The sequence below is a fragment of the Arthrobacter sp. MDT2-16 genome (assembly GCF_054510925.1).
On sequence record NZ_JBTNDP010000001.1, the window covers coordinates 718,112 to 731,440 of the forward strand.

A 13,329-nucleotide genomic window follows, 5' to 3' on the forward strand; every position below is an offset into this window, starting at 1 on the left:
GACAACTCCTTCGTGTCGTCCCTTCGGGGACGCTTTTCGCTGACATCCGGTACTACCGACGGCGGGGTCCCGCTGGATGCAGGAATTCGGAAAATTCCCGGATGATGTCAGAGAAGACCGTTACAACGCCGAGGCAGGGGTGCGGAGGATGTGCGCCAGCACCGGGCGCGTGGCCCGCAGCCCCAGCACCACGAGCCCTACTCCTCCCGCCAGGCAACCGAGGATCACGGCCACGGACAGCGGCGCGAAGATCAGGGCGAGTCCTGCCAGCGGAAGGACCACGACGACGGCGGCCAGTGCGCTGCCCACGGACACCACCAGGAGCGGAACCATCACGGCCCGGCTCCGTGCCGCGTTCACCGTGCCGACGGGCATCCCGAGCCGGTCCAGGCTGACGTAGAGGTCGCGCCGGTCGAGCAGCAGTGACGACTGGGTGACGCCCACCGAACAGGCCACCATCAGGAAGGACGCGACGATGGTGATGAGGACGCCGGTCCGGACGTCGTCACCCAGGAAACGCTCGCTGCCCTCGAGGGGACCCGCCGCGCTCATGAGCGCGGCTCCCGTCCCACCGAACACTGCCACGAAGCTCGTCATGGCCACGCCACTGACCTGCCGCCACGCATCCTTCGGCGAATCGAGGACCTGGCGGGCCGCGAGGAGGCGCTCCGGCGTCCCTGCCGAGCGCACCTGACGCCGGGCGACGACACCGATGAGCCAGGGACCGGCCAAGTTGAGCACGCCGAGCGCTCCCGCGAACCCGACCCCGAGGACCACCACCACGACGGCGAAGTCCCCGGCAGAACCCAGGGTGCCCATGACCATCGCCACCCCGGAGACGACGGCCACCGCGACGACGGCGCGCAGCCAGTGCAGCTTCGGCGCCTCCTGCCGCGTCCTCACGCCCAGCGGCGAGATGACGATCTTCCGGAGGCCGAGCGCCGCGCTCACGGCGGCCAGGACCACGACACCGGTGGCCACCAGCGCCACGGTCGCCGGACCCATCCATACCGAGCCACCCAGCGGTTCGCCGCGGAACGGGATCAGCTGAACGAGGGGCATGAGCAGCAGGTGACCGAGGATCCCCACGAGTGCGCCGACGGCGGCGAGCATCATGGATTCCGCGACGGTCATCACGGCGACCGTCGAGGCCGGGGCGCCGAGGAGGCGGAGCGTCGCGAGCCTCTCGTCCCGGCGTCGCGCCGACAGCCGGGCAGCGGACCCGCCGAGGGTGACGAGGGGCACCACCAGGAGCGCCGTCGCGATTGCGGCGAGCGCCAGGTAGAGCTGTCCCGTCTCGTCCTGCCAGCGGAGGAAGGAGAGACCGCCGGCGACGACAGTGAGCAGCAGGGCCGTCACGAGGGCGAAGGCCGTGATCGGGAGCGCCACCGCCGAGAGGCCGGTCGCGGTGGGACGCGCGAGCATCCAGGCGAGCCGCAGCGGTACACGCAGCGACACGCGCGACGGCGTCGCGACCGCCGACGGCGCGGGGGTCACCGGAGCGGCGCTCATGCTGCTGCCCCGGCGTGGAGCGAGTCGCTCACGATCCGGCCGTCACGCAGCCTCACGGTGCGCGCGCACCGGCGGGCGACGTCGTCGTCGTGCGTGACGACGACGAGCGTCTTGCCCGTGCCGGTGGTGGACCGGAGCAGGAGATCCATGACCTCGGCGGAAGTGCCCGAGTCGAGGGCGCCGGTGGGTTCGTCGGCGAAGATCACCGCTGCACCGGTCACCTGCGCGCGGGCGATGGCCACGCGCTGCGCCTGTCCGCCGGACAGCTGGCCGGTGCGGCGGTCCTCCATGCCGCCGAGCCCGAGGGCGGCGAGCCACCGGGCGGCGGAGTGCTCTGCGCCGGCGCGGTCGACGCCGAGCAGCATGAGCGCCACCGCGACGTTCTCGAGGGCCGTGAGTTCCGGGATGAGCAGGCCCTGCTGGAAGACGAAGCCGAAGGTCGAGCGCCGCAACGCGGAGCGTTCGCCGTCGGAGAGGCGCGCGATATCGGTGGTGCCACGGCCGGTGTGCAGGACGACCTGACCGGCGTCGGGCGTGATGATGCCCGCGAGGCAGTGCAGGAGCGTGGTCTTGCCCCCGCCCGAGGGCCCCATGACGGCGACGGACTCGCCGGCGCGGAGGTCGAGGCTCAGATCGGCGAGGGCGTGGGTGGCGTCGTAGGTCTTCGTCAGACCGCGCGCGCTGAGGACCACGGGCACGGTGGCATGGTCGCGTGGCAGCAGGGGATCGGGCGGGGTGGTTGTCATGCCTCCATGCTTCCGGCGACGGCCCGGCCGGTGCGTCGGGCCGCGGACTGACATGCGCGGGCCCGTCTCATCCCGTGGGAGGAGCAGGGCGCCGTCCGTGGCCGCAGCCTGCGGCACGATGCCGGACTCCCGCCACGGGACAGGTCCTGGTACGGCACCCCCGGCGGCGGAACGCAAGCCCTGCGGGATGGCACCGCCGCAGCCCCGGCCCGCTCCGGACTGGCTACGGTGGGAGGATGTTCTTCCTCTTCGGCCTCACCACGCGTGAGCACCTGCAGTTCACCCGCTCAGCCAACTGCCGCTACTGCGGCCAGCACGCCCCGCAACAGGTGATCCAGCGGAGGACCAAGCTGTCGGTCTTCTTCATCCCGCTCATCACCCTGAAGAAGACCCGCCTGCAGGTCTGCACCAACTGCGGCGGCACCTCGAGCATCAGCGGCTCCGAGCAGCGGGCCCTCGCGTACTAGTCGTCCCGTCGGGGACTACGCGTTCCAGAGCCCGTAGGAATCGGCGAGCGAGGAGATCTTCTGGGCGCGCGCCAGGCGCGGCAGATACGAGCCGTCACCCACCACGGCCCCGGCGGCGTGCTCACGCAGGAGCTCGGCGGCCCAGTTGATCTCGGACTCGCTCGGCGACAGGCCCCGGTTGATGGTGTCGGTGGCGTCGGTCAGCAGGCACAGCTTGCCGGTCATGCCCATGGACGCCGTGACCTTGCAGGCCTCCAGCAGCTCGTCCCCCAGGGCGCCGACGGTGGGGCCGTCGATCGGCCCGGGGAGCTGTCCCACGCGCGACGCCACGACGAGCTTCGAGCGCGCGTAAGCCAGCGCCATCGGGTCGTCGGAGGCTCCGGTGTCGCGTCGGAAGTCGCCGACGCCGAAGGCGAGCCGGAACGTGCCCGGTGCGCTGGCGATCGCCGTCGCGTTCTCGATGCCCAGCGCCGATTCGATCAGTGCGAGCACCGGCGTGCCCGCCTGCAGGCGCATGGCGGTGTGTGTCACCTGCTCGGGCTTCTCCGTCATGGCGAGCATGACGCCGCGCAGTCCGGGCGCCTTGGACAGGGCGGCGAGGTCGTCGGCCCAGTACTCGGTCTCGATGCCGTTGACCCGCACCCATGCCGTCATGCCGGTGGACAGGGCCTCGACCACGCGCTCGCGCGCCTCGGCCTTGCCCGCCGCGGGGACGGCGTCCTCCATGTCGAACACCACGGAATCGGCCTCGGAGGTGAGGGCGGGGATGAACGTGTCCTCGGTAGCAGCGGAGGCCAGCAACCAGGATCGTGAGAGCTTCGCGGGAAGTGCTGCGGCGCGGCTGTTTCTGAGGAAGGTGGCCATGCCCAAACACTACTGAGGATCGCCGCGGGTTATCCAACGGACATCCGAGCCGACGCGTGAACACTACGACCAAAAGCCCCTGATGGACGCGCCGGAACCCTTGACCGTCCACGTACGGGCGGCCTAGCATTCGTATACGATTTTGTGCTCGGCGGTGGGGACTGCGGCGTCCCCGCCCACGCCCGTGCACGTCACGAACCTCGCACTGCAAAAACAAGGGAGTTTTTCATGGCACTAGCCTCAGAGCGTCCGGACGCCCGGTCCCGGAACGGCATGAGCGCCGCGGACCGCAAGGTCCTCGCGGGAACGATGGTCGGCACCACGATCGAGTGGTACGACTTCTTCATCTTCGCCCAGGCCGCGGGCATCGTCTTCGCCACGCTGTACTTCGGGCCGCTCGAGGGCGAGAGTCCGGGCCTCGCCCAGCTCGTCGCGTGGGCCACGATCGGCATCAGCTTCTTCTTCCGGCCCCTCGGCGCGGTCATCGCCGGGCGGCTCGGCGACAAGATCGGCCGGAAGGCCATGCTCGTCTTCACGCTCGTGATGATGGGCTCCGCCACCGCACTGATCGGCCTGCTGCCCACCTACGCGCAGATCGGCGTCTGGGCACCCATCCTGCTCATGCTCCTGCGGATCCTCCAGGGCTTCTCCGCCGGTGGCGAGTGGGGCGGCGCCGCGCTCATGGCCGTCGAGCACGCCCCGGTGAACAAGCGCGGCTTCTGGGGCGCCTACCCGCAGATCGGCGTCCCGGTCGGCATGATCCTGGCCACCCTCGTGCTGTTCCTGCTGCGCAGTTCCATGTCCCCGGAGGACTTCCTGGCCTGGGGCTGGCGCATCCCGTTCCTGCTCTCCGTGGTGCTGATCGTCGTCGGCTACTTCATCCGCGCCGCCGTGGCCGAGAGCCCCGTGTTCAAGCGCATGATCGAGCGCAAGCGCGACACCGCCACTCCCCTGCGCAACCTCCTGAAGACGAACAAGAAGCAGGTCGTCCTCGCTGCGCTCATCTTCATCGGCAACAACGCCGCCGGCTACCTGGTCATCGCGTTCCTCTCCTCCTACGCCCAGCGGACCCTCGGCATGCCGGCCGCCCCCGTGCTCCTCGCGACACTCCTGGCGTCCTTCGGCTGGCTCATCTTCACGCTCTACGGCGGCATCCTGTCCGACCGCATCGGCCGCGTGCGGACCTTCCAGATCGGCTACGCACTCATCTTCGTCTGGATGATCCCGATGTTCATGCTCATCGACACCCGCAGCATCTGGGCCTACGGGATCGCCATCTTCGTCCTTACCATCGGACTCGGGCTGTCCTACGGCCCCATGTCCGCGATGTATGCCGAGATGTTCCCCGCCAACGTCCGCTACTCAGGCATCGGCATCGGCTACGCCCTCGGCGCGATCCTCGGTGGCGCGTTCGCCCCGCTGATCGCCGAGGCCCTCCTGAGGGGCACCGGATGGTCCGGTTCGATCGGCCTCTACATCATGGGCCTGTGCGTCATCTCCTTCATCGGCGTCACCCTGGCCAAGGAGACCAAGGGGGCGCCCCTGGAGGCGGAGAAGGACGCCGTGGGCGTCGACGCCGGGCGTTCCTCCCAGTAACGCGCTCCCGCCTGACCGTTCGAATCATCGAGGATGCCCACCGGCTGCACCACGCCGGTGGGCATCGTCGTCTCCCCCCTGACCGGGTCGGCCTGCTGGGCGACGACGGCCCGGCCACCGGTCCCGGACACCTGGCAACGACGCCGTGGTGCTGCCTCGGGCCGCCGCGCCGATACCGCGCCCGCTATAGTGACTGACGTCGGGCGCCGTGGCGCCGTGCCTGAAAAAGAGGCAATAAGGGCGTCGCCCGAGGCACATACGGAACCCACCCATCAAGTCCTCCGGGTCGACCGTGTGCCGCTCGTTGTAGCCCCGGGGACTTCGCGCTGAAGGAATTCCCGATGCCCACCGTCTCCTCCCGGATCGTCTCCGCCCTCCTGCCCGCCACCACCGAGGTCTTCGGGGTCATGGGCAACGGCAACGCGCACTTCCTCGACGCCGTCATGGCGGCACCGTCCTTGCACTTCACCGCCGTGCGGCACGAAGCCGGTGCGGTCGCCGCCGCCGACGCCTACCACCGGGCCAGCGGCCGCCTCGCCGTAGCCACCACCACGTACGGCGCCGGATTCACGAACGCCCTGACGCCGCTGGCCGAAGCCGTGCAGGCGGGCATCCCGCTGGTGCTCGTGGTCGGCGATGCCCCCACCACCGGGGTGCGCGCGTGGGACGTGGATCAGGCCCTCGTCGCGAAGGGGCTCGGCGCCACGACCTTCACCGTGTCCGCCGCGCGCCCCCAGGCGACGACGACGGCGGCGATCGAGCACGCACTCCACCATCGGGAGGCCGTGGTGCTCGCGATCCCCTACGATCTCGCCGCCGCCGAGGCTGCGGACGAGGTATCCGCCGCTCCACCCGCCGCCGCACCCCTCGAGGAACCGACCGCCGGGGACATCGCGCGCGCCGCCGCGCTGCTCTCCGCCGCCGAGAGGCCCCTGATCCTGGCGGGTCGCGGTGCCTGGGTCAGTGGTGCCGGTGAGGCAGCAGCCCGCCTCGCCGACCGCCTCGGCGCCCTCACCGCCACCTCCGGCCTCGGTGCGGGGCTCTTCGGGGACGATCCTGCAGCCCTCGGGATCGCCGGCGGCTGGGCCTCCGAGCGCACGGCGGAGCTCATCGAGCAGGCCGACGTCGTCCTGGTCCTCGGGGCGCGGCTCAACCAGTTCACGATGCGCTTCGGCCACTCCTTCGATCCGGACGCCCGGGTCATCCAGGCCGACATCACCGCCGGCCCCACCTCGCCTGCCGTCACCGACTTCCTCCGCGCCGACGCGCGCCTCGCCGCCGAGGCGCTCCTCGCCGCCGTCGGGCCCCGCGAGGGAGCCCGCCGGTGGAGCACCACCGCAGCCGATGCCGCCTTCAAGGCCCACGATGCGCGGGAGGACGGTGACGCCGCCGCGCCGGACGGCCGCCTGGACCCGCGGAGCCTGTGTAGGGCGCTGGACCGGATGCTGCCCGCGGACCGGACGGTGGTGCAGGACGGCGGCCACTTCATCGGCTGGGCGCCCGGCTACCTCCGCGTCCCGGCGCCGAACCGCCTGATCATGGTGGGCACCGCGTACCAGACCATCGGGCTCGGCTTCCCCAGCGCCGTGGGCGCAGCCCGAGCGCTGCCGGGATCCACCGTCGTCCTGTGCACGGGCGATGGCGGGGCGCTCATGGCCCTGGCCGACCTCGACACGTTCATCCGGGCCGCACGGCGTGCTGTCATCGTGGTCTTCAACGACGCCGCCTACGGTGCCGAGATCCACCAGTACGCGGTCCGCGGCATCCACTCCGGCCCCATGATGATCGACGAGGTGGACTTCGCCGCCGTCGCCGCCGCCTTCGGTGCCCGCTCCGCCACGATCGCTGCGCTCGAGGACCTCGCCGCCGTGAAGGGCTGGCTGGCGTCCGACGACGACGGCGTCCTGCTGCTCGACTGCAAGATCTCGCAGCAGGTCGTGGCCCCCTATATGCAGGAGATCGTGGCGGTGGCGACCGGCAAGCGCTGAGGCCGGCAGCGGTCCCCGTCAAGGAATCATGCCTGCTCGAGGGCGCCGTCCGGCAGACCGCGGCGGCATCGCCCGAAAGTTATAGTGGCTGGACCGGGAGACGACAGCGGCTGCCCCAGGCGCTGATGAACCGCTATCGCAGGAGCCCATCGTGACCCACCAGAACACGCAGAGCACCGACGCGCCATCCGCCGCGGTGTCGTCGGAGTCCGTCGCCTCCGCAGCTGGTGCCGGGGCGGCCGTCGACGCGTCGACCACGGTGCTGGTCGCCGGCGCCGGCGGGGTCATCGGGCGGCACGTCGCGGACGAGTACGCCCGTCGCGGCGCGACGGTGCGGGGGCTGAGCCGCCGTCCCGTCAGCGGCGCCCGGTGGGAGCACCTGCCCGTGGACCTGCTCGCTCGGGACGCGGCCCGCACCGGCCTCGAGGCGGCCCGGGACACCACCCACCTGGTGTTCGCGGCATACATCGAACGGGCCACCACCGCCGAGCAGATCGAGATCAACTCCGCCCTGCTGACCAACGCCCTGGACGGGCTCGAGGCGGCGGATGCTCCGCTGCGCCACGTCACCCTCTACCAGGGCGGGAAGGCGTACGGAGCGCACCTGGGCTACTTCAACACCCCGGCGAAGGAGCGCGACGCGCGGCTGATCCAGCCGAACTTCTACTACGACCAGGAGGACATCCTCCGTGCCGTCGCCGCGGAACGCGGCTTCCGGGCCACCATGCTGCGTCCCGAGGGTGTCGTCGGCTACGCCGTCGGCAACCCCATGAACATCCTGATGGTCATCGCGGTCTATGCGAGCATCTGCAGGGAACTCGGCCAGCCGCTGCGCTTCCCGGGCACGCACGCCGCCTATGACGCCCTGTACCAGGTGACCGATGCGTCACTGCTGGCACGCGCCACCGTCTGGGCCGGCTCTGAGCCGCGGGCCGCCGGGGAGGTCTACAACATCACCAACGGGGACCAGATCCGCTGGCGCCACCTGTGGCCGGTGTTCGCCCGCCACTTCGGGATGGACTACGCCGAGCCGCAGCCGGTCCCGCTGGCCGAGGCGATGCCGCACCACGAGGATCTCTGGCAGGGCATGGTGACGACGTACGATCTCGTGCCCACCCCCTTCGAGGACCTGGCCGGCTGGGCCTTCGGTGATTTCCTCTTCCGCTCGGGCTTCGACAACGTCACGTCCACCATCAAAGCCCGGCAGCACGGCTTCAGCGACTGCCTCGACACCGAGGACCGCTTCCTCGAGCTGTTCGACCAGCTCGCGGCCGGGAGGATCATCCCGCCGCTGGACTGAACGGCGGCCGTCGGCGCCCCCGGGGGCGGCGGGGAGGCCGGGTCACTGGTCAACCACCTTCCGGGAATGGTTCACTGCAGGGACTGCCACCGCCTTCTCGAGGAAGCGAGCCCTGGGTGACCACCCTTCCCGTGAGCCCGGTTCCCGACGACCTGGACGCCCCACGCGGTTCCGGTCCCGCGCGCGGTCCCCTCGGCCGGCTCGTGGCCGGGTCGCTGGTCGCCGGTCTCCTGGCCGCGCTCCTGCTGGCGGCGGCCCCTTTCATCCCGGCGACGGAGAGTGGCGTGACCGGGGGACTCCTGTTGGGCTTCGCGCTGGGCTGGGCCCTCCTGGCGGTGCTGTCGGCGAGGTTCACGAGCCGGCCGCAGGGGTGGGCCGTGGCACCCGCCCTGTTCCTGGGCCTGAGCGGCCTGCTCCTGGTGGTGTTCGGAGCCCCGATACGGGAGGCGCTCGCCTGGGTGGGGCCTCCGGCCCTGCTGGTGCTGGGTCTGTGGATGGTCGGCAGGATCCGTCGGCGGCTTCCCGGCCGGCGCGCCCGCGCGCTGCTCTACCCCGTGATCGCGCTGTTCGTCGTCGCGTCGCTGGCGGGCGGGTACGAGACGGTTCGGGGCGCGGTGCGGGCGGGGAGTCCCCCTGACCACGGCCGGTTGATCGACGTCGGCGGTCACCGCCTCTACCTGGACTGCACCGGCGCGGGCAGCCCTACCGTAGTGCTCGAACCCGGCGCGGGCCTGACGTCGTCGGACCTCGTCCTGATCGCGCCGGAGGTCGCGCAGGACACCCGGGTCTGCGTCTACGACCGTGCGGGGCGCGGCTGGAGCGAAGCGGCGACCGCGCCACAGGACGCCGCGCAGCTCACCACCGACCTCCACACGCTGCTGCAGCGCGGCGGCGAGCCAGGGCCCTACGTGCTGGCCGGTCATTCCTTCGGCGGCCTCTACGCCCTCACCTTCGCCGCCCGGTACCCGGAGGAGGTGGCAGGGCTGGTGCTGGTGGACTCGACCGCACCCGCTCCCGCTCCAGCACCGGAGCCGAGGCCCGGTTACGGTGCTGGATCCGCGCGCCCCGATGACACCACGAACCGCATCTCCGCGCTGGTCGCCGCCGCAGGTCGGCTCGGCGTCGGGCCGCTCCTGGGTGTGGAATCGGGGGACCATCTGCGGAGCACGGTGGACGAATACCTCGTCGCCGGGTCCTCGATGGATCAGGCCGCCGCGCTGAGGACCTTTGCCGACAAGCCCCTGGTCGTCCTGACAGCCGGTAGCGGGACCAGGCCGGGATGGAGCGGGTCCCAGGACGCACTGGCCGCCCTGTCGACCAACACGCTGCACCGCGTCGTCGACGGGGCGACCCACGGATCGCTGCTCGGCGACGAACAGGATGCTGCCCGGACCGCCCGGGGGATCCTCGATGCCGTGGCCGCGGTACGATCCGGGACCCGGCTGACCCCCGACGGCCAGTGAATCCCTCCGCCCGTCGACCCTAGCTCCGGCTCGCCGCCCCGAGGCGGGTGCCGAGGTCCCTGGCGGCAGCACGGAGGGGTTCCGGACCCATGATGGTGAAGGGGGCACCGAACCTGACGGCGGATGCGAGCACACCGTCCCAGGACCAGGAACCGAGGCCCACCCGGCAGGAACCCTCCGTGAGCTCCTCGACGATCCCGTCCCCGACGAACGGTGCGACCTCGTGCAGCGGGAGGTCGATGACGATCTCCCCGGTGCACGGCCACCGGTCCACGGCGTCCGAACCCTTCAGGCGGGCGGACAGGTAGGTGCGGGCATCGGGGGCCGGGAGCGCGCGGGGCGGGAACACCGCACCGGTCGGGGTCCGGGGAGACATCCGGTCGAGGCGGTAGATGCGCCAGTCGTCACGGTCCAGGTCCCAGCCGATCAGGTACCAGCGACCGTTCCGGGCCACGATCGCGTGCGGCTGGGTCCGCCGCGGCAGCTCGTCCTCGTGGTAGTCGAAGCGCAGCGTGGTGCGGTTCCGGACGGCGGCGCTGACCGTTTCGAGGACGGTGGGCGCGACGCGGGCCGTCGCGGTGTCCGCCCCGATGAACCGGATGCCGTCGATGCGGTGCCGGAGCCGGGACGGCATGACCTGCCGGATGGTGGCCAGCGCCCGCTGTGCCGCATCGTCCAGGTCGACGCCGGAGGACGGCGCGTCCTGCAGGGCGACGGCGACCGCCACGGCCTGGTCCTCGTCGAACAGCAGGGGCGGCAGATCCGAGCCCGCTGCCATCCGGTAGCCGCCGTCCGGGCCCTTGACCGCGCGGATGCGGTAGCCGAGCTCCCGGAGCCGATCGATGTCCCGGCGGACCGTCCGCGGTGTCACACCCAGTCGCTCGGCCAGGATCTCTCCGGGCCATACCCGCTGGGCCTGCAGGATCGAGAGCAGCGCCAGCATCCGTGCGGGACTTCCGGTCATGGTCATCAGTATGGCTGCAGTAGAGGACTCCTTCTGACCTCTACTGACGCCACAGTGGTCTCATACGGCGCTCCTGCCGATCAGTCACAGAGGAAAGAGCACACCATGAGCATCAGGACCACCACGCACCTGAACTTCCGCGGCACGGCACGGCAGGCCCTCGGCTTCTACCAGGGCGTGTTCGGCGGTCGGGTCACCCTGGCCACCTACGGGGACCTCGGGATGCCGCAGGATGCACCCGGAGCCGACGGAATCGTCTTCGGGCAGCTCGAGAACGAGGACGGGTTCCGCCTCATGGCGTACGACGTCCCGGAGCATGACACCATCCCGGCTCCGGTCCCCGGCACCACCCTTCGCGAGAACGGGACCACCATCACCGACCGCACCTTCTTCCAGTCCGTGCGGACCGAGAACCTCGAGGAGCTCACCGGCTACTGGGACGGCCTCGCGGAGGGCGCCACCGTCGTCGAGCCCCTCGCCGCCTCCGCCTGGACCTCCGGGTTCGGCATGCTGACCGACCGCTTCGGCGTCACGTGGGTCCTCGATGTCGAGCAGGCCTACACCGGGTGACCGCGGGGCTCCTGGCGGGCAGGGCCCGCCGACTGGTCCTCCGGCAGGGTCCCTGCGGATGCCGATGCGTGATCCCGGGTGGTCACGGCTTCCGAGCGATAATCGTGTAGGTACACGGGACGAGATCCCGCTCGACATCGGGCCACGCGAACCCGTCCGGCACCTCGACCATGCGGGGCGAGAACCGCCACGGCAAGGTGGCTCCCTCGTCGACGCGGAGGATGTGCAGACCGGCCCCGATGAGCGCATTGATGATGTCGGACAGGGGATGCGCCCATTGGTATGTGCGGGAGTGGTTCACCGTGCCGTCCCCTGCATACGTCGATTCCTCGTCCCAGACCTGCGGCTCGCCGTGACCGAAATAGGGGTACCGGAGCCGCAGCCCGTCCGCATGCTCATCGAGGGCGTAGAGGACCGGGTGCCCGTCGCGGATGTGGAAGGTGCCTCCTGCCCGGAGGAGGCCCGCGATCTGCCCGGCCCAGCGGCCCAGGTCCGGCAGCCAGTTGATGGTGCCGATGCTCGTGTAGACGAGATCGAAGTCGCCGCTGACGGCGGCGCGGGCATCGAGGACATCGGTCTCCACCCACGTCGCCTCCAGGCCCAGACGCTTCGCCAGTCCTGCAGCGGACGCCAGGGCCGCCGGGGAGAAATCCACGCCTGTCACCCGGGCTCCTGCCCTGACCAGCGAGAGGGTGTCGGTGCCGATGTGACATTGAAGGTGGCATACGTCCAGACCCGCCACCGTGCCGTTAGGGAGGAAGGGTGCCAAGGCTGCCAGATCGGCGCGGACGACCGAGCTCAGGTGCTCGGGGGCGTCGAAGTCGTCGATCCCGTAGGCGGCTTCATGGAGGGGCACCCGGTCCTCCCAGTTCTCACGGTTACTCCTGCGTGCAGCAGCCCACCCGATCGCATCCCGGTCATCACCCATGGAACGAGCTTACGAGCCGGACACAGGGACCCGGCCGGAACTCCCGCAGACCGCCGAGACCGAGGCCCTGACCCGCCAGGGCGCGGAGACCGGGCAGTCCGCCTCGGAGGGCGCCATCAGGAACCCAGCCGGACGTCCTCGCCCCGCAGGTTGGCGCGGAAGCCGTTCCCCTGCACGGTCACGTCCTGGAGCACGAGGCCCTCCGGCAGCCCCTCGATGTCGTGCTCGATGGTGACGAGCCCGCGGACGACGGCGGCGGTGGCACCGGAGAGGAGACCCGGTCCACCGAGATCGATGGAGGTCGGCTCCATCACGAGCCTGCCGTCCTCGACGTCGACCGTGCCCGTGGCGGTGACGCGCACACCCCGCCCCAGGACGTCGACGGTGCGCACCACGGTGGCCTGACCGTCGTCGCCGGGGCGGACCTCGCTCCCGCCACCGAGTTCCCGGGCGACGGCGTCGAACGGCACGGTGGCATCGACGTTGAGTCGGGCCGCGACCAGGCCGTCCGGCCCGCTCACGACGTCCTGGCCGACGGCCCGGACGTCGCGGAGCGTGGAACCCGCGGTCACCACCGTTCCTGCATCGAAGTCCAGGTCATCCAGCCACACCTCGTCCTCACGCAGGTCCGCCGGCGGTTCCGCAGCCGGTGCGCCGTCCGCCGTCCACGACGGCGCAGGTCCTGCCTCGACCTCACCCGCCGGCTCACTCACCACCCACCAGAGGATCACCACCGCAACCACCAGGAGGACGAGCATCGCAACAGCACCGATCAGCCAGTCCCTCGCACGCGTCCACTCCATCAGGTCAGTCTGAGGGCTCGCCGCCCCGGGGCGGTGCTGCGACACCGGTTCGACCGCCGGGCGCCGCCCGGCACGGACGGCTGACAGCGCACCGCCGGCGGCCCGCGCGGCACGCCTGGCGTCGTCGG

General features: G+C 71.1%; 12 protein-coding genes. 6 read left to right on the forward strand and 6 right to left on the reverse strand.

The window, feature by feature from the left end:
• Window positions 1–120: 120 nt before the first annotated feature.
• Both ACX80N_RS03545 and ACX80N_RS03550 read right to left on the reverse strand, forming a co-directional pair.
• Window positions 121–1,512, reverse strand: coding sequence for a permease (locus ACX80N_RS03545; RefSeq protein WP_459338289.1), 1,392 nt, complete (start codon window positions 1,510–1,512; stop codon window positions 121–123).
• Window positions 1,509–2,258 carry an ABC transporter ATP-binding protein gene (locus ACX80N_RS03550; protein WP_459338290.1) on the reverse strand — a complete coding sequence of 250 codons (750 nt, stop codon included), beginning with the start codon at window positions 2,256–2,258 and terminating at the stop codon, window positions 1,509–1,511. The genes ACX80N_RS03545 and ACX80N_RS03550 overlap by 4 nt, the downstream gene beginning before the upstream one ends.
• 236 nt (window positions 2,259–2,494) lie before the next feature.
• On the opposite strand from ACX80N_RS03550, the gene ACX80N_RS03555 reads away from it, so the two are divergent.
• Window positions 2,495–2,725 carry a zinc-ribbon domain-containing protein gene (locus ACX80N_RS03555; protein WP_105031860.1) on the forward strand — a complete coding sequence of 77 codons (231 nt, stop codon included), beginning with the start codon at window positions 2,495–2,497 and terminating at the stop codon, window positions 2,723–2,725.
• 15 nt (window positions 2,726–2,740) lie between these two features.
• Here the strand turns inward: ACX80N_RS03555 and ACX80N_RS03560 are convergent, their stop codons facing one another.
• The gene (locus ACX80N_RS03560; RefSeq protein ID WP_105031861.1) at window positions 2,741–3,589 is read right to left on the reverse strand and encodes an HpcH/HpaI aldolase/citrate lyase family protein; all 849 of its coding nucleotides are present in this window, start codon (window positions 3,587–3,589) and stop codon (window positions 2,741–2,743) included.
• A gap of 228 nt (window positions 3,590–3,817) precedes the next feature.
• On the opposite strand from ACX80N_RS03560, the gene ACX80N_RS03565 reads away from it, so the two are divergent.
• The 4 genes from ACX80N_RS03565 to ACX80N_RS03580 all read left to right on the forward strand — a co-directional run bounded on the left by ACX80N_RS03565 (window position 3,818) and on the right by ACX80N_RS03580 (window position 9,936).
• Window positions 3,818–5,185, forward strand: coding sequence for an MFS transporter (locus tag ACX80N_RS03565; protein WP_105031862.1), 1,368 nt, complete (start codon window positions 3,818–3,820; stop codon window positions 5,183–5,185).
• Between the two features lie 341 nt (window positions 5,186–5,526).
• Window positions 5,527–7,173 (forward strand): thiamine pyrophosphate-binding protein, encoded by a 1,647-nt coding sequence (locus ACX80N_RS03570; RefSeq protein ID WP_459338291.1) that lies wholly within the window; start codon window positions 5,527–5,529, stop codon window positions 7,171–7,173.
• A gap of 151 nt (window positions 7,174–7,324) precedes the next feature.
• Window positions 7,325–8,473, forward strand: a complete 1,149-nt coding sequence (locus ACX80N_RS03575; protein ID WP_459338292.1) for an SDR family oxidoreductase — start codon at window positions 7,325–7,327, stop codon at window positions 8,471–8,473.
• 116 nt (window positions 8,474–8,589) lie between these two features.
• On the forward strand, window positions 8,590–9,936 hold the full coding sequence (locus tag ACX80N_RS03580) for an alpha/beta hydrolase (RefSeq protein ID WP_459338293.1): 1,347 nt from the start codon (window positions 8,590–8,592) through the stop codon (window positions 9,934–9,936).
• Between the two features lie 19 nt (window positions 9,937–9,955).
• Here the strand turns inward: ACX80N_RS03580 and ACX80N_RS03585 are convergent, their stop codons facing one another.
• Window positions 9,956–10,900, reverse strand: a complete 945-nt coding sequence (locus ACX80N_RS03585) for a helix-turn-helix transcriptional regulator (RefSeq protein ID WP_459338294.1) — start codon at window positions 10,898–10,900, stop codon at window positions 9,956–9,958.
• A gap of 105 nt (window positions 10,901–11,005) precedes the next feature.
• Here ACX80N_RS03585 and ACX80N_RS03590 point away from each other — a divergent pair, with 105 nt between their 5' ends.
• Window positions 11,006–11,470, forward strand: a complete 465-nt coding sequence (locus tag ACX80N_RS03590; protein ID WP_459338295.1) for a VOC family protein — start codon at window positions 11,006–11,008, stop codon at window positions 11,468–11,470.
• A gap of 82 nt (window positions 11,471–11,552) precedes the next feature.
• Here the strand turns inward: ACX80N_RS03590 and ACX80N_RS03595 are convergent, their stop codons facing one another.
• Together ACX80N_RS03595 and ACX80N_RS03600 are read right to left on the reverse strand one after the other, a co-directional pair.
• Window positions 11,553–12,398, reverse strand: coding sequence for a class I SAM-dependent methyltransferase (locus tag ACX80N_RS03595; protein WP_459338296.1), 846 nt, complete (start codon window positions 12,396–12,398; stop codon window positions 11,553–11,555).
• Between the two features lie 116 nt (window positions 12,399–12,514).
• Entirely contained in the window at window positions 12,515–13,201 is a 687-nt protein-coding gene (locus ACX80N_RS03600; protein WP_459338297.1) for an LmeA family phospholipid-binding protein, read from the reverse strand.
• Between the last annotated feature and the right edge of the window lie 128 nt (window positions 13,202–13,329).